Raw genomic sequence first — 20,292 nt, 5'->3', positions numbered from 1 at the left:
GCGCCGCGCCGTCACACCGTGGGCCGCGTCGCTCCGGGCCGCCGCCGCGCCCAGAGACCGAGCAGTACATCGAGCACCACGAACGCCGCGAGCGTGTAACCGACGAGCGGCAGGAACAGCCCGAACGCCACCGCGACCACGAGCACCGCACCGATCCCCCACCAGGGTGCCCCGCGCAGTGCGCCGCGTGCCGGCGCCGACGCGAGGCCACGGGTCGGGCGACGGTTCCACCACATCGCGTAGCCCCAGACGACGAGCGCGGCGATGCCGATCGCCAGGGCGAACAGCACGAGCTGGTTGACGAGACCGAACAGGGTGCCCATGTGCAGGTCGACGCCCCAGCGAGACAGCTTGGCGAGCAGCGGATAGTCGGCGAAGTCGACCCGATCGGTCACGCGCAGGGTCGATGCGTCGATGGCCACGGCATCCACTTCGGTCGGGAAGCTGCGGTGCACCTCCTGCACGACCCAGGCGTCTGCGGCGCCGGACGGCGGGCGGATCTCGACGTCGCCGGTGTTGACGTTGACGCCCTTCGCGACGGCGAGGACGGCGTCGAACGTGGCCGGGTCCGCCGCCCCCGGGGTGTCGGCGTGCGCCCCGCCGCCGTGTCCGGCGTGCTCGCCGCCGGCCTCCGCCTCCGCACCGAGCGAGGTCGTCAACGCGGGTGTCCCCTCACCGATCGCGGCACGCAGGTCGGAGACGTGCGCGCCCGCCGAGGCCGACCAGGTGATGCCCGTCGCCGCGAGGAAGACCGCGCCCAGCACGACCCAGATCCCGACGGCCGAGTGCCAGCCCGACAGCTTGCGGTACCCCCGGTGCGCGCGGTTCGGCCGCAGCAGGTCGCGGCGCCCGCGGCGGCTGCGCACGAAGCGGCCGATCCACAGCCCGAGGCCCGCGAGCGAGACGATCCCGAGCCACGATGCCGCGAGCTCGCTGTACAGCCGGCCCGGCTCGCCCAGGTGCAGCGAGCGGTGCAGGTCGCTGATCCAGTGCCGCAGGGGCAGTGCGCCGCTCGTGCCGTACGCGGGCAGGTCGCCGCGGACCTCGGCCGTCGCGGGGTCGACGAAGATCGCCCGCGTCGTGCTTTCGGGTAGCGCCTCGTCGGCGAACAGGACGCGCGTGGTGTCACCGGGCGCGGGGGCGGGCCGCACGGCGACCGGTGAGGCCCCGCCGCCCACGTAGGCCTCGGCCGCCTCGACCTGGTCGGCCAGCGGCATCCCGACCAGGGTGGAGGTGGCGGTCACCTCGTGCGCGTACATGACCCTCTCGAGCGACGGCGTGAGGGCGTACAGCGCGCCGCTCAGCGCCGCGACCAGGATGAACGGCCCCACGAGCAGTCCCGCGAAGAAGTGCAGCCGACGCAGCAGCGCGGTGAACCAGCCTCGTCGCGGAGCGCCCGGCCCGCTCCCCGACCGTCGAGTGTCCGGAACACGCCGCACCGCGTCGTCTCCCGACGGCGTGTTGTGGACACTCGACGGGGTGGATGCCGTCATGACGGCGCCCCGGGCTCGACGGGGCGGCCGGGGGCGGGCGCGGGCGGCGGGGACGGCGGGGCGGACTCGTCGGGAGCGGATGCCGCGACGACCGGCGCCGGCAGGGTGAGGGGAGGGGAACGGAACATGGAGGATCTCTTCTCCGGGCACCGGGTGGCGCCCGTCGGTCGGCGCCGCCGCGCGCGTGCACGACGGGCCGGGGTCCCGCGCGCGGTCGACGTCGCCGCGGGGCGGTGCGCCACGGGATACGACATCGCCGCTCGACGATGACCGAGGAAGGGGGCGTCCCGAGGGGACGTGGAAGGGAGTCGCGCCGGCGCGAGAGCACTCGGCGTGCGCGACCGCCCGCCCGGTCCGTCAGACGGCCGGGACGCACCGCTCACGGCGCGGCGTGACGCGGAGCAGGGTCAGGATGCCGAGACCGGCGGCCCGCGACGTCGCGCACTCGCGGCGAGCAGCACCGAGGTCGGGCGCACGACGGCGACCACGACCGCAACGCGATGGCGCGGCGACACGGGCCCGAACGTCGCCGCCATCACGCGCACGCGCGCACGCAGCCCCTCGACCGCGCGGTCCGCGAGCGCACGCAGCACCCCCAGGGTGCGTTCCGCGCGGTGCAAGGCCAGCGAGGTGACGGCCGCGGCGAGCGCGTGCCAGAGCCACATCGTGGCATCCGGCGTCAGGGCGGCGCCCACCGGATCCGCGGCGACCGCCGGGAAGACGGCCCCGTGCACGTGGCCGGCCGCGCCGAGGTCGTAGCTGCCGAGCACGAACAGCGCGTGGAACAGCAGCTGGCTGACGACGACGGCCGCGCTCAGACGCCAGGCCGAGAGCCGGCGGCCGGCCAGGACCGTGCAGGCGACGAACGACAGCGCGAGCGGAACGACGACACCGATCCAGCCGGGCACGGCTCCCCCGCCGGTCACGTGCGAGAGCAACGCGACGAGGGTGGCGATCGACGCGGCGACGCCCCCGCGCGCGACGCGTGCGCCCCGTGCCCGTCGTCGCATGGCCTCCATTGTGGCAGGGGTTCCCCGCGCGTTCCGCGCACTGCATCGGCGTCGAGCAACAGGAGGGCGATCAGCACGCCTCCGCCCCTAGGCTGAGGCCACCCGACCCAGGAGGATGCCGTGCCCCGACCCCGCGCCGTGATCGCCGGAGCGAGCGGATTCGTCGGCGGAGCGCTGGTCGCCGCGTTCCGAGACGACGGCTACGACGTCGACACGATCGGCCGCACCGGCACCGCGACCTGGGCCGATCCGGCCGCCGTGGCGCAGGTCGTCGACGGCGCCGACGTCCTGGTGAACCTGGCGGGCAAGATCGTGTCGTGCCGGTACACCGACGCGAACCGTGACGAGATCCTGCGCTCTCGCGTCGACACCACCCGTGCCCTGCACTCCGCCGTCGCGCACGCGGCCCACCCGCCCACGGTGTGGATGAACGCCTCGACCGCGACGATCTACCGCCACGCCACCGAGCACGGCAACGACGAAGTCGACGGCGAGATCGGCCAGGGGTTCTCGGTCGATGTGGCCACGAGCTGGGAACGCGCGTTCTTCGAGGGAGAACTGCCCCGCACGCGCCGTGTGGCGTTGCGCATGGCGATCGTGCTCGGAGACGGTCCGGCGACCCGCATGCTGTTCGCCCTCGCCCGACTCGGGCTGGGCGGCCCGCAGATCGACAGCTGGTGGTTCCCCCACCGCCGGTACCGCGGGATCGGCGCGCGCCCCACGGGGCGCCTGTGGTCGAGCTGGCACCGCACCTCGGGCCACCAGCGCTTCAGCTGGATCCACATCGATGACGTCGTGGCATCCGTGCGATTCCTGCGCGACCGCGACGACATCGTCGGTCCGGTCAACCTGGCCGCGCCCGCCGTGAGCGACAACCGCACCCTCATGCGAGAGCTCCGGCGCATCGCGCGGGCGCCGATCGGCCTGCCCGCGTTCCGGTGGATGCTCGATCCGGCGATGGCGCTGCTGCGCAACGAGCCCGAACTCGTGCTGAAGAGCCGGTGGGCGGTGCCCCGCGTGCTGACCGAGGCGGGCTACGTCTTCCGCTATCCCGAGCTGGCCCCGGCGCTCGAGGCGGTGGCGGCTCTGCGCCCCCCGCGCGGTCGCGACCTGTTCTCGGCCTGAGCCGGCCTCACGCGAAAGGCCGCCCCGGCCGTGTGACGCACGTCGGTGCGGCACACGGGGGACGGCCTCTGATCGCTCCGACCTCGGTCGGATCCGGGGGTGGGGACGAACGGTCAGACCTGGCGACGGATGAACCGCATGAGCGCGGCGATCACACCGATGATCAGGATGATCACGCCGATCCAGAGCAGGAACTTCACGGCCTCGACGAAGATGCCGAGGAAGAGGAGCACGAGACCGACGATGACGAGGATGATGGCGAGAGCGGGCATGGTCCCACTCTGCCGGGTCGACGCCCCCTCGTCTGCGCCCTTGACACCGTGCGGGCGGCACCGCACGGGTGGCGCCGTGCGGGCTGCGCGGCGGAAGCCGTGTCAAGACCGCTGCGCCCCCGGCATCCGCGGACTAGCGTCGCTGTCATCACGACCCCCAGGAGGCGGACATGACTGAGCGCGACGTCAACGGACACGGCACCGGACCCGAAGAAGGCGAGTACACCGACGTGCAGCTGCCCGGCGGAGACGACGACCGCGGGAGCGCCGACGCGCCCGGCGAGTACGTCGACCGCGAGAACGCCGACGGGAGCGAGTCGCGCCCCCGCACCGACGAGGCCGGCGCCTACACCGACGTCGAGCTGCCGAGCGGCGACGAGGCGCACGAAGACCTCGACAACCCCGGCGAGTACACCGACCGCGACCGCTGAGCGATCAGAGTCCCTCGGTCAGCACCCGGCGATCACCGTTCGAGCGTGCGCTGCGGTGCGACGCGATACACCTCGACGTACGACCGCACGAAGGCGTCCGGATCGGCGAAACCCCATCGGGCGGCGACCTCCCCGACCGACGCACATCCCGCGTCGGCGTCGAGGAGGTCGGCGTGAGCCGCGCTCAGACGCGCCGCAGACAGGTACTCCTCGGGAGAGGATGCCAGTTGCCCGTTGGCCGCGAACGCGCGACGCAGGCCGGTGGCAGACGTGCCGACGGCACGCGCCGCGTCGTCGACCGTCACGGGCAACGACGCGTGATCGTCGATCCACGACGTCGCGGCGGTGTAGATCGTCGCCTGCTCGAGTGCCGATGCCCGCCGCTCGCGCGCGTCGCCCACGAGGGGGAACGCCTCGAGCGTCGCCGCGGCGAGGGCGCGTCGCACGTGCGCCCGCACGAGAGGCTCCGCCAGCAGGGGGACCTGCGTCAACGACCACCGCAGCGTCGCGAGCCAGTACTCGCCCAGGCGCCGCGACACCGGTCCCGTGCCGGCGAACCGGGCCACGAGCGTCTCGTCGCCGTAGATCGTGCGGGCCGTCTCGCTCAGCCACTCGGCGTCGAACGCCACGAGCTGCACCGTCGTGTCGATCGGTCTCCCGATGAGTTCGCGACCGGGCTGCACGATGCCGGGCTCCACGCTGTAGTCGCCGGATTCGGAGCCGATGGTCCACGAGAACCCGGGATTCGAGGTGGCGAAGTAGAACCGATCCGCCTCGTAGACGATCTCGGCCCGGCAGTCCCAGGTCAGGTGTCGCAGGGCGAACGCCGCATCACCGACCGCGTGCTCCGCGATCGAGGCCCTCTCGGCGAGCACGTCGACCCGCCCGTACTGCTCTTGCAGCCAGGCCTGCGTGTCGGCCACGTCATCGGTGCGGACGCGCGAGTCGAAGAAATCGTTCATAGGCGAGGACGGCGAACCGCTGGAAAACGGACCGCTCATGCCCATGATAGTTAACCCCCCTCACCCCGACTCACCAGGAGAGACACCCGTGGCCGACTCGCCCGCCGTGCGCCCCATCCATCCCGACGACGCCGGAGAGGTGCTCACGATCCAGCGCGCCGCCTTCGCGAGCGAAGCGCTCATCTACGGCGATCCCGATATGCCTCCGCTCACGCAGACCCTGCCCGAGCTCGAAGCCGAGCTGGTCGAGAATCTCGGCTGCGTCGCCGTCGACGGACACCGGATCGTCGGCGCCGTCCGCGCGCGCCGCGACGGGGAACTGCTGCTCATCGGGCGCCTCGCGATCGCCCCCGATCAGCAGGGCGCCGGTCTCGGAACGTTGCTGCTGGCAGCGGTCGAGCAGCGCGGACGTGAAGCCGGCGCCACCGAGGCGGAGCTCTTCACCGGCGGCCTGAGCGAAGCCAACCAGCGTCTGTACGAGCGCGAGGGGTATCACCGCACCGAGACCACCGCCGACGGCGAGATCTTCTACCGCAAGCCGCTCACCGCCTGAGCAGGACGCCCCCCCTGTTGAGTGTCCACGACACGCCGCAGTGCCGACCGCGAACGCGGCGTGTGTCGGACACTCAACAGGGGGGTGGCGCACCGCAGACGAAGGGGCCGCCGCCCGGTCCCGGACGACGGCCCCTTCTGCGCGTCACGCTTACGGCGTCGGCATACCGCCGTTGACGTTGAGCGTCTCGCCGATGACGTAGCTCGACTCCGCCGAGGCGAGGTACACGTATGCGGGGGCGAGCTCGGCGGGCTGGCCCATGCGCCCGAGCGGGGTCTCCTCGCCGAACTCGTCGACCTTCTCGTTCGGCTGACCGTCGGTCACCTGCAGCGGCGTCCAGATCGGGCCGGGCGCCACGGCGTTCACCCGGATGCCCTTGGGCGCGAGCTGCTGACCGAGGGCCTTGGTGAAGGTGTTGATGGTCGACTTGGTCGAGGCGTAGTCGACGAGGATCGGCGCGGGCGAGTACGCCTGGATCGACGTGGTGTTGATGATGGCCGAACCCGCGGGCAGGTGCGGGATGGCCTCCTTGCAGATCCAGAACATCGCGTAGACGTTGGTCTTGAACGTGTCGTCGAACTGCTCGTCGTCCAGCGTCGTCAGGTCTTCGTTGAAGATCTGCTTGCCGCCGTTGTTGACGACGATGTCGAGGCCGCCGAGGCCCTCGACCGCTTCCTTGACCAGCGTGCGGGCGTACTCGCGCTCGCGCAGGTCGCCGGGGATCTGCACGACGGTCGCGCCGGCCTCACGAAGGATTCCGGCGATGCGGTCGGCATCCACCTTCTCCTCCGGCAGGTACGACATCGCCACCGAGGCTCCCTCGCGGGCGAACGCGATCGCGGTGGCCGCGCCGATCCCCGAGTCGGCTCCGGTGATCAGCGCCTTGCGGCCCTTCAGCCGCTCGCTGCCGACGTAGGTGTCCTCGCCGAGCGCGGCCTTCGGGGTCAGCTCGGCATCGAGGCCGGGCTCGGGCTGGTCCTGCGCCTGGGGCTCGATGTCGGCGTAGAGCTTCGTGGGATCGGTGAACGTGTACTGCGTGCTCATGGCGAGTCCTTTCATGGGGGATGGATGCCGAGACGAGACGTCGCGGCAGAGGATCAGCGGCCGGAGAGCTCGGCGGCATCCACGAGTTCGCGGATGACGAGCGCGGCGTTGATGAGGGCCAGGTGACTGAGCGCCTGCGGGAGGTTGCCCCAGAACGCCCCGTCCGATTCGGCGATCATCTCGGAGTAGATGCCGACGTCGTTCCCCTGGGCGACGAGAGCGTCCATCGCCTCGACCGCCTCGTCGTGGCGGCCGACGCAGGCGAGCGCCGTGGCCCGCCAGAAGGCGCAGGCGACGAACGTCTGCTCCTCCTGGTCCATGCCGGTGTACCGGTAGACGAGGTGGTTCTCCGTCGTGAGACGTTCGGTGATGGCATCCAGGGTCTTCGACATGCGCTCGCCCCGGTCGAAGCCGGTGGGGGCGTGCAGCAACACCGACGCGTCGAGATCGGAGCTTCCGGGGGCGAGCGTGTAGGCCTCGAGCTCCTCCGACCAGCAGTGCTCTTCGACCCAGCGGTGAATGCGGTCGCGCTCCGCGCGCCACCGGTCGGCGTTGTCGGGGATGTGTCCGCCGGCCGCGAGCCACTGGGCGTCGTCGAGGGCCTTCCAGCAGCCCATCTTCGACGAGGTGTAGTGACGCAGCTCCGGGAGCTCCCACATGCCCGAGTCCTCGCGGCGCCACAGGTCGCACGTGCGGTCGGCGACGTCGGCGAGCAGGCGTCCGGTCTGGATGTCGAGACGGTTCCCCGCCTCGACGTAGGTGCGGCACAGGGCGATCAGGTCGCCGTAGACGCCGAGCTGCAGCTGCCCCTGCGCGGGGTTCCCGGTCACGACCGGTTGGTTGCCGTTCCAACCCGGCACGTCGTGCTTCTCGAGCCCGATCTCGGCCTCGCCGTCGAGGGTGTACATCACCTGCACCTCGGGACCGTTCTTGCGGATCGTGCGCAGCAGCCACGAGATGGCCGCGTGCGTCTCCTCGCGCAGACCGAAACCCACCCAGGCGTGCGCCGTGTAGGCGAGATCGCGCACCCAGGCGTAGCGGTAGTCCCAGTTCTTGCCCCCGCGGGGGTTCTCGGGGAGCGACGTCGTCGCCGCCGCCGCGATCGCCCCGGTGGGGCTGAACAACAGCAGCTTCAGCGCGAGGGCGCTGCGCTGCACGTCTTCGGCCCAGGGTCCCTCGTACGAGAACTCGTCGGACCACGTCGTCCACCCGTCGACGGTGCGGTCGATGCCGCGGTCGACGTTCTTCGCGTCGGGGATGCGCAGCGGCTCCCCCTCGGTCGCGGCGATCACGAGCAGATGGCGCGAGCCCTTCGACGTCGTGAACGCGCCGTCGATGCTCTCGTTGCCGGCATCCGGGTCGCCATGCAGACCGTGCTCATGGCCGACAACGGCGAGCGAGACGTGTCCGATGCGCATGATCGAGAAGCCGTCGATGCGTTCGGTCCACGGGGCGGCGGAGCGCAGCATGGTGCCGGGCTGTACGCACCAGGCGAACTCGACCTCGCCCTTCACCCCGTCGACGCGCCGCGCGAGCTCGGCCCACGGGAGGCGTCCGGCGATGCCCGTGACCATGGCGTCGGTCACGGTGGCCACCCCCGACGCGGTCGTGAAGGTCGTCTCGAGCACGTTCGTGTGCGGCAGGTAACGCCGGGTGACCTCGTACTCCTCCACCGGAGCGAGTTCGATGCACCCGCCGGCCGATTCGTCGACGAGTCGCGCGAACACGGGGCGCGAGTGGATGTTCGGAAGCGGCAGCCAGTCCACCGATCCGTCGAGACCGATCAGAGCGACCGTCCGACCGTCACCGATCGCAGCGTAGTCGCGGAGGGGGCGAGACGGAGCAGGGGGTGTGTGGGGCACGTCTCCACGCTAAGAACGGCGCGGTGGGGCAAGGCCGGGGTTGTCCATTCCGAGGGGAGCGGCTACGGCGCCGACCCACGCGTCGGCAGCTACCCCGCTGTGCGAAGGCTCGCAACCCCCGCCGCGCCCGCCGACGAAGCGCCTAACGTCGCTACCGACCGCGAGTGAAAGGAAGGCGCATGTCCGCCACCCAGGAGACCACCAAGAACCGCCGTCGCCCCGCCCGCGGCGGCAACGGCCCCGAAACCACCGAAGAGCAGAACGCTGAGAGCGGCTTCCAGGCCTCGGAGGAGCTCACCGACAACCTTCAGCGCGTGCTCATCGACCTGATCGAGCTGTCGATCCAGGGCAAGCAGGCGCACTGGAACGTCGTCGGCAAGAACTTCCGCGACACCCACCTGCAGCTCGACGAGATCATCGACGCGGCCCGCGAGTTCAGCGACACCGTCGCCGAGCGCATGCGCGCCCTGCACGCTCTTCCCGACGGCCGCAGCGACACCATCGCCGAGACCACGACCCTCCCCGAGTTCCCCCAGGGCGAGGTCGACACCTCGGAGGTCGTCGACCTGATCACGGAGCGCCTCGACGCCACCGTCGGCACCGTCCGCGAGGTGCACGACGACGTCGACGACGAAGACCCCACGAGCGCCGACATCCTGCACTCGATCCTCGAGCGCCTCGAGCAGCTGTCGTGGATGGTCAGCGCGGAGAACCGCGTCGCCCGGAGCTGAACGACGACGAACACACCGGATGCCGAGGCCTCATCGTGGCCTCGGCATCCGGTGTTTTCGCGTGCGGGCGTTCAGCCGCGGGCGATCAGGAACGGCGAGTGCGGCCCCTCGAGACGCGACACGGAGGCCTTGATCTCGGCGATGTTGCCGTCGATCGTGAGCAGACGCGCGTCGATCCGGCGTTCTCGCGCGTCGATCTGCACCATGCGTTCGTCGAAGCGGGCGTCAGCCCTCTCCATCCGTGTCTCGGCGCGCTCCATGCGCGATTCGATGCGGCCCAAGCGCTGGTCCACCTGAGCGAAGTTCTGTTCGGTGCGACGCTCGACGCGGTCCAGCATCCACATCATCCCGCTGAGGATCGCGGCGGCGAAGGTCAGGAAGAAGGCCCCGAGGGCGATGAGGGCTTGAGCCGCGTCGAGGTTCACGGTGGTCCTTCCGGGGTGTGCGTGTCGACAGATTACCGGCGTGCGCGCGGCCGACGACGGCCTCGATCGGTGATCGGTGGAGAAGTTCACCCGCCCCTGGCCCGGGGAGAAGCCGTGGGAGCTGCAACGACTCGATGACGCGCACGACAGAGGTCCCCTCCTCTCCGATAGCGTCGGAGCGTCCGGCGGATCGCCGGGGGACGGGGACCCTGATGACGACCGATCCGACGCTCGACGTTCCCCCGCGGCGAAGGGTCGCGTGGTTCCTGCTCTTCGGGGCGCTCGGCGCGGTCGTGGGGCTGCTCCCCTGGCTGACGAGTGGACCGTTCCTGCCGCTGCAGAACCTGGAGGACGCCGACGATGTGTCGCGGCAGGGGCCGTTCGTGCTGCTGCCGTACAGCCAGTACGAGATCACGACGATCATCGTGCTGCTCGTGGTCGGCGGAGCCGCCGCCGGCATCATCGCTCGCGCGCAACGCTCGCGTCCGGGGGTTCTGCGCGGACTCGCGACGGTGGGTGGGCTCGCGCTCGTCCAGCTCGTCGCGATCGTTCAGACCGCGCTCGCGACGTGGAACGTGCTCCAGGAGCGCCTCGAATCGATCGTGTACCTGGTGCTGCTCACCGCGGTGGCCGTGCTCGCGTTCGTGGTCTCGCTGCTCGTTGCGTCGTTGGTGTCGACGGCTCCCCGCGCCGGTACGGGGGTCGCCCTCTCGATCGGCGCACTGGCGACGGATATCTGGGTCGGAGCGTGGATGACGTTGCCCTTCGGCTCCGAGTCGCCCTTCTCGGCCGTCCTGCCCCTGACCTTCTTCCTCGGCCCGGTGCTCGTGGGGGCGGCGATCGCGTGGACGGGCGTCGACACGGTGGGGCGGGTGGTGGCCGGGGTGGTCGGGCTGATGCTCGTCTGGGTGGTCCCACCCCTCGCGACGGCTCTCGCCTCCGCCGCCGGCACCCGGGTGCTCGCCTCCGACCTCCCCGAAATGGCCGACTACGGCGTGAACGTCTTCGTCTCGGCCCTCACCCAACCCGAACTGGGCCTGCGCGCGATCGGGGTGACGATCGCCGTCGCGGTCGTCGGCCTCGTCCTGCGCCGGATGATGGCGCGCCGACGCACCGCCGCTACAGCCTGAGAACCTCGGTGACCCGCACGATCGCCATGCCCTCTTCCTCCGAGGCCGCGAGGTCGACCTCGGCGCGGATGCGCCAGTCGTGGTCGCCCGCGGGGTCGTCGATCGTCTGCTCGACGCGCCACACGCCGTCGGAGGCCCCCGACTCGTCGATCTCGACGAGCGCCGAGGAGCGCGCCGCTCCCCCGGTGCCGATCGAGTCGTGCTCGTCGAAGTAGCGGTCGAGCACGGTGGGCCAGTCGATGTCGGGGTCGAGTTCGACGAGCTCGTCGTCGCGTTGGAGCGCGGCGAGCTGCACGCGACGGAACATCTCGTTGCGCACCAGCACGACGAACGCCCGCCGGTTGGTGAGGATCGACGGCGGCGCCGGCGGCACGACCGGCGCATCGGGGTCGGCGGCGGGGTTGATGAGCTGCTCCCACTCGTCGACCAGGCTCGAGTCGACCTGACGGACGAGTTCGCCGAGCCAGGCGATCAGATCGAGCAGGTCGGGCGTCTGCGCGTCGACCGGCACGGTCTGACGGATCGCTCGGTAGGCGTCGCTGAGGTAGCGCAGCACCAGCCCCTCGCAGCGGGCCAGCTGGTACAGCGAGACGTACTCGCCGAACGAGCACGCCCGCTCGAACATGTCGCGCACGACCGACTTCGGCGACAGCTCGAAGTCGCGGATCCAGGGCTGGCTCGACGCGAACACCTCGTACGCCTGCGCGAGCAGCTCGTCGAGCGGCTTGGGCCAGGTGATCTCCTCGAGCAGCTCCATGCGCTCGTCGTACTCGATGCCCTCGCGCTTCATCGCGGCCACCGCTTCGCCGCGCGCGCGGAACTGCTGCTGCGACAGGATCGGACGCGGGTCGTCGAGGGTCGCCTCGATGACGCTGACGACGTCGAGCGCGTAGTGGCCGGTGCCCACGCTGTCGCTGGCGGCCGTGGCATCCGGTCCCCGTCCGAGCTCGACCTCGGGGTCGAGCATCTCGATCGCGGCGAGCGCGAAGGGCGACAGAGGCTGGTTGAGCGCGAAGTTCGCCTGCAGCTCGACCGTGAGCCGGATGCGCGAGTCGCCGAGAATCGTCGCTTCGGAGCCGTCTGAAGCGACGAAATCCGGCGACTCGCGCGGGATGACCTCGGCCACGCCCGCCTGCACCAGCGTGCGGAAGATCGCCAGGGCCCGGCGGGCGAGCTCGTACTGGCGGGCGCGGGGCTCGTGGTTGTCGAACACCAGCGATCGCACGTTGGCGAACACGTCGCCGCCGCGCGCGATGACGTTGATGAGCATCGCGGCGCTCAGCTTCATCTGCGGCTGAAGCGGCTCGGGCTCGGCGACCACCAGGCGGTCGTAGCTCTGCTCGGTCCAGTTCACGAAGCCCTGCGGCGCCTTCTTGCGCACGATCTTCTTCTGCTTCTTCAGGTCGTCGCCGGCCTTGAGGATCTGCGCGGCGTTCTCGATCTCGTGGTCGGGCGCCATGATCACGACCGTGCCCGCGGTGTCGTACCCGGCGCGGCCCGCGCGGCCCGAGATCTGGTGGAACTCCCGCGCGGTCAGCTGGCGCATGCGCTGGCCGTCGTACTTGGTGAGCGCCGTCATCATGACGGTGCGGATCGGCACGTTGATGCCGACGCCGAGGGTGTCGGTGCCGCAGATGACGCGCAGCAGCCCCCGCTGCGCGAGCGTCTCGACCAGGCGGCGGTAACGCGGCAGCATGCCGGCGTGGTGCACGCCGATGCCGGCGCGGACGTAGCGCGACAGGGTCTTGCCGAAGCCGGTCGTGAAGCGGAACCCGCCGATCGCCTCGGCGATCTCGTCGCGCTGTTCGCGCCCGATGATGCGGATCGACGACAGCGCCTGCGCCCGCTCCATCGCCGCCGCCTGCGAGAAGTGCACGATGTAGATGGGCGCCTGCTTCGTGTCGAGCAGCTCCTGCACCGTCTCGTGCACGGGCGTGCGCGCGTACTCGAAGTGCAGCGGCACAGGACGCTCGACGCCGGTCACCCGGGCGGTGGGCCGGCCGGTACGTCGCGAGAGGTCTTCGGCGATCTCGGTGACGTCGCCGAGGGTGGCCGACATGAGGATGAACTGCGCCCGCGGAAGCAGCAGCAGCGGCACCTGCCAGGCCCAGCCTCGATCGGCCTCGCCGTAGTAGTGGAACTCGTCCATCACGACCTGGTCGACGTTTGCGTCGGCGCCCTGGCGAAGCGCCAGGTTCGCGAGGATCTCGGCCGTGCAGCAGATGATCGGCGCATCGGCATTGACCGACGAGTCGCCCGTGACCATGCCGACGTTCTCGGCCCCGAAGATGTCGACCAGCGCGAAGAACTTCTCGCTCACGAGCGCCTTGATCGGCGCCGTGTAATAGGTGCGGCCGCCCCGGGCGAGGGATGCCGCGTGGGCGGCGACCGCGACCAGGGATTTGCCCGTGCCGGTCGGGGTCGACAGGATCACGTTCGCACCCGACACGATCTCCATGACCGCTTCGTCTTGCGCGGGGTACAGCGTCAGGCCGCGCGCGACCGCCCAGTCGACGAAGCCCAGGTAGACGGCATCCGGGTCGGCACCGACGGGCACGAGTTCGAGGAGGGGGGTCACTCCCCCACCCTCTCATCCGTGGGGCGTCAGCCCGCGTCGGAGAAGACTCCGACGTCGTCGCCGTCGAGCACGAACTGCACCGCCGTGCCCACCGGATAACGGGCGCGGAACTGCTCGGGGAACGTGGAGTTCACAATGAACTCCGCCGTCGCCGGGAAGAGCCCCGCCGCACAGCCCCCGAACCGCACGCCCGCGTTCGAGCGGAGAGCGCCGCCGGAGTCTGCCACATCGGCGGTGTCGGAGATGAGCAGACAGTCGGCCCGATTGCCCTCGGAGTCGATCTGCGTCGGCCCCGCGAACGCCGTCAGCCCGTAGTAGTCCTCGAAGCCCCGCGACTGCTCGGGATCGAACCCGAGGTAGCCGACCGCCGCGGGATCGAGCTCGGGGGCGGGCGTCAGCGCGTCGGTCTGCGCGATGCCCGGAGTGCGCTCGACGGTCGTGAACGACATGCCGACGGCGGTGAGCGCGCTGGCCGCCACCACGACGGCCGCGACGCCGACGGCGGCCACCCACACCCGCCGCCGCGTGCGCAGGAGCGGGGGCCGCGGTGTCTGGTCGATGTCGGCCGAGTCGAGGTCGTCGAGCCCTGCGGATGCCGCGACGCCCGTCCGTTCCGCCTCGGCACCGCCCTCGACGACGGCGTCGGACGGAAGCGTCGTGTGCTGTCGCGTCCGGTCGAGCTCCTCGAGTTCGCGCAGACGCGCGACGGCCACGGGATCGTCGGCGATGTCGGCCCCCGGGCCGTACGCCCGCGCACGCAGACGTCGCAGCTCGTCCTGCACCTCGTCGTCCATGCCTGAATGCTTCCACACCCTCAGCGCACCGAGGCCGCCCCTTGATACATGCGAGGGAATAGATCAGGCGCCGGTGCGTTTTCTCACGCATGCGTTCTTTCGGCACCCTCTCCTTCGGCCATTACGGTCCCCTCGGCGGCGGGCACCACCTGACCGCCGGTGACTCGATGCTCCAGGCGATCGACCTCGCCCAGGGTATGGACGACCTCGGCGTCAACGGCATCTCGTTCCGCGTGCACCATTTCGCCCGTCAGCAGGCGGCCCCCATGCCGCTGCTCGCCGCGATCGCCGCCCGCACCTCTCGGATCGAGGTGGGTACCGGCGTCATCGACATGCGCTACGAGAACCCGCTCATGCTCGCCGAGGAGGCGGCATCCGTCGACCTGATCAGCGCGAACCGGCTCGCGCTGGGTGTGAGCCGCGGCTCACCCGAGACGGTCGTGCGCGGCTACGAGGCCTTCGGCTACACGGGGTCGGACGACCCGCGTGGCGGTGACCTCGCCCGCGAGCACTTCGACCTGTTCCTGCGCGCGATCGACGGCGAGGGTCTCGCCGAGCGCGACCCGCACAGCCCCTTCGGTGGCGGCACGGGTCTGCAGCGCATCGAGCCGCACTCCCCCGGGCTGCGCAAGCGCATCTGGTGGGGTGCCGGCACGACGGCGACGGCCGAGTGGGCCGGGCGCATCGGCGTGAACCTGATGTCGTCCACCCTGCTCACCGAGGCCGACGGCACGCCCTTCGACATCCTGCAGGCTCAGCAGCTCGACGCGTTCCGCGCCGCCTGGCGCGAGGCCGGCCACGTCGGTGAGCCCCGCACCTCGGTCAGCCGCAGCATCTTCCCGATCGTCACCGCCGAAGACGAGATGTACTTCGGCGGCTCGGCGGGCTCCGATCAGATCGGCGTCATCGACGGCATGCGCTCGACCTTCGGCAAGACCTACGCCGCGCCTCCCGAGAAGCTCATCGAGCAGCTGCAGAACGACGCCGCCGTGATGAGCGCCGACACGCTCATGCTGACGATCCCGTCGCAGATGGGCGTCGAGTTCAACCTGCGCCTGGTCGAGAACTTCGCTCGTCACGTCGCTCCGGCCCTGGGCTGGCAGCCGACCACGGCCGCAGCCCGCGTCTGACCTCAGCGACGCCGAAGGGCCCGGATGCCACGATCACGGCATCCGGGCCCTTCGACGTTTCTGCGCGTGCGGGACGGGACGATCAGCGCGCGGTCACGCCGCGGGAGCGCGCGATGGTCTGCGACACGAGGTACTCGCCCCAGGCGACGGCGTAGGCGCCGAGCGCCGCCCACATCCACGCCGACGGCAGCGCACCGGTGAGCGCGAGCAGGCCCGCCGCGGTCAGGGCGACGACGACGATGAGCACGGGCACGACGGCTCGCGATCCCACGAGGGCGCCGTCGGTGCGCCAGATCACCAGCAGCGCCCCGGCGGTGGCGATGAGCAGGATCACCGGTGTCCACCACGATCCGAGCGATCCCATCGAGATCGACGCCCCGATGCCGGCGATGGCCAGCGACGCGGTGCGGAGGGAACGGACGGTCGTGGTGCGGGAAGACATCAGAGCTCTTTCTCCCGCACCGTTGTCGGCGCGGGTCGCCCCAGCGTATCCACCGGGCCGGTGCGGGCCGAACTCCTGAGAATCGCGACGGCGGCGCAGCGCGCGGCGCGTCGATTCGCGGCGGAGTCGGCCTCGGCCTCCGGTTTCTCAGGAGTTCGGCCCGCCGCGGCGGGGGTGGGTGCGTCGTCGGCGCGGAGTCCTCCCCGCAGAATGCACGTGAGTCGGCCCGGAACTCGTCGAGGGGAGGGGGTCGCGACCGCGCGGCCCCGTACCCTGGAAGCCGGGGAGTCGCGCGAGCCGAACCGCGCGCACGCACCACCCCTTCATCGGTCGACGACGCCATCGCATCGAGAGGGGAGCCCGCGTGGAGCTGACACGACGCAGCGTGCTCTTCGGGGTGCTCGGCATCATCGGACTCGGCGCCGGATCGGTCGCCGCGGCGAAGGTGATGACGCACGGGGCACCCGATGCCCCGACGCCCTCCGCCTCGGGCGCCACGCACTCCCCGAGCCCGACGGCGAACGCGACGACCCCGTCGACGAAGGACCTCGAACTTCACGTCTGGGATACGGTACGACGCTCGCTGTCGCCCGCCGACGACGCGACGATCACGGTGACCCGGGGCGTTCTGCCGGTTGGTCTCGCCATCGCGGGATCGAGCCTGGCGGGCATGCTCACCGACACCGGACCGTACGCCTTCGAGGTCGAGGTGCGCCACGGCGACAACCGCCGCCGACAGGCCTTCGCGGGCGCGGTCGGCGAGATCAAGCGGGATCTCAGCGTCTCGCTCAGCCTCGATGCGACGACACCCCTCAGGGTCACCGCGCGGGAACTCGACCGCATCGCCGAGCTCGGCGCCAACGCGACGCTCGTCGTCCTCTGCTACATCTCAGACCCCGACTCGACCACCTTCACCCGCGTCTCCGACGAACGCATCGACGCCGTCTTCGCCTTGGCGAAGGACCGCGGTGTGCGCATCACCCTGGTCAAGCCGCACATCGCCACCGTGAAAGACGGTGACAGCTTCTACCGCGCGAACTACACACCGGCCTCGGTCGACGCCTTCTTCGACAGCTGGGCCGATCAGCTGTCGCACTTCGCGCAGCTGTGCACCGACAACGACGTCGAGTACCTGTCGGTGGCGTGCGAACAGCCGGCGCAGACCACCGCCGAAGAGTACGAGCGGTGGGTGCCGATGCTGGCGAAGGTGCGCGCCGATCACCCCGCCATCAAGCTCACCGCGGCGTTCACGACCCTCGAGCTGTTCCTTCTGTACACCTACTGGCTGCCCCAGAAGACCCCGCACATGGCGCAGCTGCTCGACGTGTTCGGCATCAACTCGTGGATCCGCCTGACCGACAAGGTCTACACCCCCGACGCCCCCAACATCACCGTCGACGAGCTCGTCGCCGGGTGGCGGGGAGCGGGCGGACGAACCGACGACCATCTCGGCAAGCTCGAAGCCGTCTGCGACCAACTGCGTATGCCCTTCCTCATCACCGAGGTCGGGGCGCAGCCGAGGGTCGACGGGCTCGCGCAGCAAGAGGGCAGCACCCCTCCCACGGGGGCGGCGAACCACGACGTCCAAGCTCTGCTGTACGCCTCAGTGCTGCGGGCACCGCTGCGATCACGGTGGTGCACGGGTGCCTCGATCTGGCACATGCGCGCGCCCTTCGCCTTCGGCGACCTGTCCGGCGACACCCTCTTCGCGGGCGAGAAGGTGCTCAAGACCCAGATCGCGAAGGATCCGTCGCTGGCCGCGAAGTCGTTCTGACGGCGGCCCGCCGGGGCACGCCCGTTCCCTGACCCGCGCCCCGGCGCCGCGCCCGGCGGGTGAACGCCGAAGACCCCTCGCGGCCGGAACGGTCAGGTGGCCGGATCTGAAGAGTAGGGCCTCAGCGCCCGTTGCGATCGGCCGCCGAACGGGGCGGGGCCGATGAGACTTCGAGGCGGTCGAGGCCGCGCAACGACGTCCAGACGAGCTCCTCGCCCTTCGCGGCGTGCTGCGACGCGCGCACCGCGCGCTCGTCGGCCCAGGAGTTGAGCACATGCCCGCTGTGACCGCGGACGTGCTCGAGGACGACGTCGGGCATGCCCGCCTCGCGTCGGGCGTCACGCGCGACGATGAGGGCCTCGAGGATCGAGCGGTTGGCCACCGGCTTCTTCGCGCTCGTGACCCAGCCGCGTCGCCGGTGGCCGTCCATCCACGACGAGTACGTGTCGATCGCGTACTTCGAGTCGGCCTGCACGACGAGCTCCCGCACGTCGGTGTGGTCGGTGATCGCGTGCAGCAGGCCCAGCAGCTCGCCGATGTTGTTGGTCCCCTCGGGGATGGATCCGGCCGCCCAATGGCCGTCTTCGCCGACCCACGCCCAGCCGGCCGGGCCGGGATTGCCCTTGCACGCGCCGTCGGTGGCGACGACGTAACGGTCGGAGGACGAGGACGACGCGGAACTGCTCATCCCTCTAGTCTCCCCCGCGCCGGCGACGCGTCTGTCCCCCGCACGGCGAACGGATGAACCGGCAGGTGAACCCGCGGGCGATACCGCGCGCGATGGCGCATCCGTCGCGAGGGTCGATCGCGCCCGCGTGGCAACCTACACCGGTCGTTCCTCCCCCGCTCGGCGCTGCGGCGTCCCTCGAGAAAGTCCGCTCCATGTCGACGCCCACGAAGTCCTCTGCCCGCCTTCACCCCGCTGCCGTCACCGCATTGGCCGTCGGAGGAGTCCTCGTCGTCGGCGCACTCGCCTTTCTGGCGTGGTTCCTGTCGGCGCAGCAGTCCGATCCGAACGCCGAGGCCACGGGGCGCCTCGTGCAGTGGCAGGAGGTCTTCGAGAAGTACCGCGCCGAGAACGGCTCCCTCCCCGACATGCCGGTCGGCGGCTACTGCCTCGGCACGGGGTTCCCCGTCGGCGCCGACGACACGGCCAATTGCCGCGACTACGACGCGGCGTCGCACTACACCGAGACCGCGAGCGTGCCGCTCATGGACGCCCTCGCGACGACCGGGACGCTCCCCTCGGGGATCTCCACCCCGGTCCGCGGAACCGTGGGTCCGTACGCGCTGTACGAAGAGGGCGCGGTGCGGTTGCTCACCGCCGAGAGCGGGCCGTGCGTCGCCCCCGCCGTCGAGGTCTGGACCGACGGCGAGGGCCTGCACATCTGTCAGATCACGCTGACCCGCTGACCCGGCGGAGCGGGTCAGTTCGTTCCGCTCTCGGCCTTCTTCTGGCCCGCCTCGAGCACGTCGCCGGCGGGGAGCTCCTGGTGCCCGCCGAACTGCAGACGCATCGCCGATAGCACCTGGTTGGCGAAGTGGTCCTCGCCCCGCGAGGCGAAACGCTCGAACAGCGACGCGGCGAGCACCGGCACGGGAACGCCGGTGTCGACGGCCGCCTTGACCGTCCAGCGGCCCTCACCCGAATCCGAGACGCGGCCGGCGAGGCCGTCGAGCGTGGGGTTCTGCGTGAGAGCGGCCGAGGTGAGGTCGAGCAACCACGACGAGATGACCGAGCCTCGACGCCACAGCTCGGTGACGCGGGCGGTGTCGATGTCGAACTGGTAGAACTCGGGCTCCTCCAGCGGCGCCACCTCGGCGGAGTGCTCCCCCTGGTGCAAACCGGCGTCGGCGTTGTTCAGCACGTTCAGGCCCTCGGCGAGCGCGGCCATGATGCCGTATTCGATGCCGTTGTGCACCATCTTCACGAAGTGCCCGGCGCCCGAGGGCCCGCAGTGGAGGTAGCCGCGCTCCTCGGTCGAGAAGTCGCCGGTGCGGCCGGGCGTGCGCTCGACCTCGCCCGGTCCCGGGGCGATGGTGCGCAGCACCGGCTCGAGGTGCGCGACGGCCTCGTCGTGGCCGCCCACCATGAGGCAATAGCCGCGCTCGAGCCCGAAGACGCCGCCGCTGGTGCCGACGTCGACGTAGTGGATGCCGGAGTCGTTCAGCTTGGCGGCGCGACGCACGTCGTCGCGGTAGTTCGAGTTGCCGCCGTCGATGATGATGTCGCCGGGCTCGAAGACCTCGGCGACCTGGTCGACGACCGAGCCGGTGAGGCCGGCGGGGATCATCAGCCAGACGGCACGGGGCTTGGTCAGCTTCGAGGCGAGGTCGGCGATGCTGGTGGCGCCGGTCGCCCCCTCGGCCGCGAGGGCGGCCACGGCATCCTGATTCACGTCGAACACGACGCAGTCGTGACCGTCTTTCATGAGCCTGCGGACGATGTTGGCGCCCATTCGTCCGAGCCCGACCATGGCGAGTTGCATTGGTTCCCCGTTCCTCGTGGATCACGGCCGCGCGGGCGGCCCCTCCG

21 protein-coding genes are annotated in these 20,292 nt (G+C 71.0%); 8 read left to right on the top strand and 13 right to left on the bottom strand.

Going from position 1 to position 20,292, the window contains the following annotated elements:
- Nucleotides 1–11: 11 nt before the first annotated feature.
- The 3 genes from IFR11_RS09490 to IFR11_RS09485 all read right to left on the bottom strand — a co-directional run bounded on the left by IFR11_RS09490 (nucleotide 12) and on the right by IFR11_RS09485 (nucleotide 2,503).
- Nucleotides 12–1,493, bottom strand: a complete 1,482-nt coding sequence (locus IFR11_RS09490; RefSeq protein ID WP_191915985.1) for a PepSY-associated TM helix domain-containing protein — start codon at nucleotides 1,491–1,493, stop codon at nucleotides 12–14.
- Complete coding sequence (locus tag IFR11_RS16625; RefSeq protein ID WP_274604452.1) at nucleotides 1,490–1,621, bottom strand: hypothetical protein; 132 nt, start codon at nucleotides 1,619–1,621, stop codon at nucleotides 1,490–1,492. The genes IFR11_RS09490 and IFR11_RS16625 overlap by 4 nt, the downstream gene beginning before the upstream one ends.
- Nucleotides 1,622–1,900: 279 nt before the next feature.
- Complete coding sequence (locus IFR11_RS09485) at nucleotides 1,901–2,503, bottom strand: hypothetical protein (RefSeq protein ID WP_191915984.1); 603 nt, start codon at nucleotides 2,501–2,503, stop codon at nucleotides 1,901–1,903.
- 120 nt (nucleotides 2,504–2,623) lie between these two features.
- Here IFR11_RS09485 and IFR11_RS09480 point away from each other — a divergent pair, with 120 nt between their 5' ends.
- Nucleotides 2,624–3,628, top strand: a complete 1,005-nt coding sequence (locus IFR11_RS09480; protein WP_191915983.1) for a DUF1731 domain-containing protein — start codon at nucleotides 2,624–2,626, stop codon at nucleotides 3,626–3,628.
- Between the two features lie 113 nt (nucleotides 3,629–3,741).
- Here IFR11_RS09480 and IFR11_RS09475 read toward each other — a convergent pair whose 3' ends face one another.
- Complete coding sequence (locus IFR11_RS09475; protein WP_181015936.1) at nucleotides 3,742–3,900, bottom strand: hypothetical protein; 159 nt, start codon at nucleotides 3,898–3,900, stop codon at nucleotides 3,742–3,744.
- A 170-nt stretch (nucleotides 3,901–4,070) separates the two neighbouring features.
- On the opposite strand from IFR11_RS09475, the gene IFR11_RS09470 reads away from it, so the two are divergent.
- A complete protein-coding gene (locus tag IFR11_RS09470; RefSeq protein ID WP_055938500.1) occupies nucleotides 4,071–4,331 on the top strand; it encodes a hypothetical protein in 261 nt (86 codons plus the stop codon).
- 32 nt (nucleotides 4,332–4,363) lie between these two features.
- Here IFR11_RS09470 and IFR11_RS09465 read toward each other — a convergent pair whose 3' ends face one another.
- The gene (locus IFR11_RS09465) at nucleotides 4,364–5,293 is read right to left on the bottom strand and encodes a helix-turn-helix transcriptional regulator (RefSeq protein ID WP_191915982.1); all 930 of its coding nucleotides are present in this window, start codon (nucleotides 5,291–5,293) and stop codon (nucleotides 4,364–4,366) included.
- Nucleotides 5,294–5,336: 43 nt separating this feature from the next.
- Here IFR11_RS09465 and IFR11_RS09460 point away from each other — a divergent pair, with 43 nt between their 5' ends.
- Nucleotides 5,337–5,846 carry a GNAT family N-acetyltransferase gene (locus IFR11_RS09460; RefSeq protein WP_055839517.1) on the top strand — a complete coding sequence of 170 codons (510 nt, stop codon included), beginning with the start codon at nucleotides 5,337–5,339 and terminating at the stop codon, nucleotides 5,844–5,846.
- Between the two features lie 150 nt (nucleotides 5,847–5,996).
- Here IFR11_RS09460 and IFR11_RS09455 read toward each other — a convergent pair whose 3' ends face one another.
- Together IFR11_RS09455 and IFR11_RS09450 are read right to left on the bottom strand one after the other, a co-directional pair.
- Nucleotides 5,997–6,890 carry an SDR family oxidoreductase gene (locus IFR11_RS09455; RefSeq protein ID WP_055838603.1) on the bottom strand — a complete coding sequence of 298 codons (894 nt, stop codon included), beginning with the start codon at nucleotides 6,888–6,890 and terminating at the stop codon, nucleotides 5,997–5,999.
- A gap of 53 nt (nucleotides 6,891–6,943) precedes the next feature.
- Complete coding sequence (locus tag IFR11_RS09450) at nucleotides 6,944–8,752, bottom strand: glycoside hydrolase family 15 protein (protein WP_070409445.1); 1,809 nt, start codon at nucleotides 8,750–8,752, stop codon at nucleotides 6,944–6,946.
- 179 nt (nucleotides 8,753–8,931) lie between these two features.
- Here IFR11_RS09450 and IFR11_RS09445 point away from each other — a divergent pair, with 179 nt between their 5' ends.
- Entirely contained in the window at nucleotides 8,932–9,483 is a 552-nt protein-coding gene (locus IFR11_RS09445) for a Dps family protein (RefSeq protein ID WP_055938511.1), read from the top strand.
- A gap of 71 nt (nucleotides 9,484–9,554) precedes the next feature.
- Here the strand turns inward: IFR11_RS09445 and IFR11_RS09440 are convergent, their stop codons facing one another.
- Nucleotides 9,555–9,908 (bottom strand): hypothetical protein, encoded by a 354-nt coding sequence (locus IFR11_RS09440; protein ID WP_191915981.1) that lies wholly within the window; start codon nucleotides 9,906–9,908, stop codon nucleotides 9,555–9,557.
- A 212-nt stretch (nucleotides 9,909–10,120) separates the two neighbouring features.
- On the opposite strand from IFR11_RS09440, the gene IFR11_RS09435 reads away from it, so the two are divergent.
- Entirely contained in the window at nucleotides 10,121–11,038 is a 918-nt protein-coding gene (locus IFR11_RS09435; protein WP_191915980.1) for a hypothetical protein, read from the top strand.
- On the opposite strand, the gene IFR11_RS09430 is transcribed toward IFR11_RS09435, so the two are convergent.
- Complete coding sequence (locus IFR11_RS09430) at nucleotides 11,028–13,616, bottom strand: DUF3516 domain-containing protein (RefSeq protein WP_191915979.1); 2,589 nt, start codon at nucleotides 13,614–13,616, stop codon at nucleotides 11,028–11,030. The genes IFR11_RS09435 and IFR11_RS09430 overlap by 11 nt on opposite strands.
- A 26-nt stretch (nucleotides 13,617–13,642) precedes the next feature.
- A complete protein-coding gene (locus IFR11_RS09425) occupies nucleotides 13,643–14,410 on the bottom strand; it encodes a hypothetical protein (RefSeq protein WP_191915978.1) in 768 nt (255 codons plus the stop codon).
- 89 nt (nucleotides 14,411–14,499) lie between these two features.
- On the opposite strand from IFR11_RS09425, the gene IFR11_RS09420 reads away from it, so the two are divergent.
- Nucleotides 14,500–15,540 (top strand): LLM class flavin-dependent oxidoreductase, encoded by a 1,041-nt coding sequence (locus tag IFR11_RS09420; protein ID WP_191915977.1) that lies wholly within the window; start codon nucleotides 14,500–14,502, stop codon nucleotides 15,538–15,540.
- Nucleotides 15,541–15,622: 82 nt separating this feature from the next.
- Here IFR11_RS09420 and IFR11_RS09415 read toward each other — a convergent pair whose 3' ends face one another.
- Nucleotides 15,623–15,982, bottom strand: coding sequence for a hypothetical protein (locus IFR11_RS09415; protein ID WP_055838711.1), 360 nt, complete (start codon nucleotides 15,980–15,982; stop codon nucleotides 15,623–15,625).
- Nucleotides 15,983–16,346: 364 nt separating this feature from the next.
- Between IFR11_RS09415 and IFR11_RS09410 the strand changes: the two genes are divergently transcribed.
- Complete coding sequence (locus IFR11_RS09410; protein WP_191915976.1) at nucleotides 16,347–17,756, top strand: glycoside hydrolase family 113; 1,410 nt, start codon at nucleotides 16,347–16,349, stop codon at nucleotides 17,754–17,756.
- A gap of 121 nt (nucleotides 17,757–17,877) precedes the next feature.
- On the opposite strand, the gene IFR11_RS09405 is transcribed toward IFR11_RS09410, so the two are convergent.
- Nucleotides 17,878–18,444 carry a ribonuclease H family protein gene (locus tag IFR11_RS09405; protein WP_055838717.1) on the bottom strand — a complete coding sequence of 189 codons (567 nt, stop codon included), beginning with the start codon at nucleotides 18,442–18,444 and terminating at the stop codon, nucleotides 17,878–17,880.
- 194 nt (nucleotides 18,445–18,638) lie between these two features.
- Here IFR11_RS09405 and IFR11_RS09400 point away from each other — a divergent pair, with 194 nt between their 5' ends.
- Nucleotides 18,639–19,169: a hypothetical protein gene (locus IFR11_RS09400; protein ID WP_191915975.1), complete on the top strand. Its 531-nt coding sequence runs from the start codon at nucleotides 18,639–18,641 to the stop codon at nucleotides 19,167–19,169.
- Nucleotides 19,170–19,183: 14 nt separating this feature from the next.
- Here the strand turns inward: IFR11_RS09400 and gnd are convergent, their stop codons facing one another.
- A complete protein-coding gene (gene gnd, locus IFR11_RS09395; RefSeq protein ID WP_191915974.1) occupies nucleotides 19,184–20,245 on the bottom strand; it encodes a phosphogluconate dehydrogenase (NAD(+)-dependent, decarboxylating) in 1,062 nt (353 codons plus the stop codon).
- Between the last annotated feature and the right edge of the window lie 47 nt (nucleotides 20,246–20,292).

This window comes from Microbacterium sp. CFBP 8801 (assembly GCF_014839455.1).
Lineage (GTDB): Bacteria > Actinomycetota > Actinomycetes > Actinomycetales > Microbacteriaceae > Microbacterium.
This window is presented reverse-complemented; position numbering and strand designations above follow the sequence as displayed.

Excerpts from the sequence above, each read along its gene's own strand:
- IFR11_RS16625 (WP_274604452.1), bottom strand. The coding sequence starts at position 1,621 with ATGTTCCGTTCCCCTCCCCTCACCCTGCCGGCGCCGGTCGTCGCGGCA.
- IFR11_RS09425 (WP_191915978.1), bottom strand. The coding sequence starts at position 14,410 with ATGGACGACGAGGTGCAGGACGAGCTGCGACGTCTGCGTGCGCGGGCG.
- IFR11_RS09420 (WP_191915977.1), top strand. The coding sequence starts at position 14,500 with ATGCGTTCTTTCGGCACCCTCTCCTTCGGCCATTACGGTCCCCTCGGC.
- IFR11_RS09455 (WP_055838603.1), bottom strand. The coding sequence starts at position 6,890 with ATGAGCACGCAGTACACGTTCACCGATCCCACGAAGCTCTACGCCGAC.
- IFR11_RS09400 (WP_191915975.1), top strand. The coding sequence starts at position 18,639 with ATGTCGACGCCCACGAAGTCCTCTGCCCGCCTTCACCCCGCTGCCGTC.
- IFR11_RS09405 (WP_055838717.1), bottom strand. The coding sequence starts at position 18,444 with ATGAGCAGTTCCGCGTCGTCCTCGTCCTCCGACCGTTACGTCGTCGCC.
- IFR11_RS09445 (WP_055938511.1), top strand. The coding sequence starts at position 8,932 with ATGTCCGCCACCCAGGAGACCACCAAGAACCGCCGTCGCCCCGCCCGC.
- IFR11_RS09435 (WP_191915980.1), top strand. The coding sequence starts at position 10,121 with ATGACGACCGATCCGACGCTCGACGTTCCCCCGCGGCGAAGGGTCGCG.
- IFR11_RS09470 (WP_055938500.1), top strand. The coding sequence starts at position 4,071 with ATGACTGAGCGCGACGTCAACGGACACGGCACCGGACCCGAAGAAGGC.
- IFR11_RS09465 (WP_191915982.1), bottom strand. The coding sequence starts at position 5,293 with ATGAACGATTTCTTCGACTCGCGCGTCCGCACCGATGACGTGGCCGAC.
- IFR11_RS09415 (WP_055838711.1), bottom strand. The coding sequence starts at position 15,982 with ATGTCTTCCCGCACCACGACCGTCCGTTCCCTCCGCACCGCGTCGCTG.
- gnd (WP_191915974.1), bottom strand. The coding sequence starts at position 20,245 with ATGCAACTCGCCATGGTCGGGCTCGGACGAATGGGCGCCAACATCGTC.
- IFR11_RS09475 (WP_181015936.1), bottom strand. The coding sequence starts at position 3,900 with ATGCCCGCTCTCGCCATCATCCTCGTCATCGTCGGTCTCGTGCTCCTC.
- IFR11_RS09490 (WP_191915985.1), bottom strand. The coding sequence starts at position 1,493 with ATGACGGCATCCACCCCGTCGAGTGTCCACAACACGCCGTCGGGAGAC.
- IFR11_RS09460 (WP_055839517.1), top strand. The coding sequence starts at position 5,337 with ATGATAGTTAACCCCCCTCACCCCGACTCACCAGGAGAGACACCCGTG.
- IFR11_RS09485 (WP_191915984.1), bottom strand. The coding sequence starts at position 2,503 with ATGCGACGACGGGCACGGGGCGCACGCGTCGCGCGCGGGGGCGTCGCC.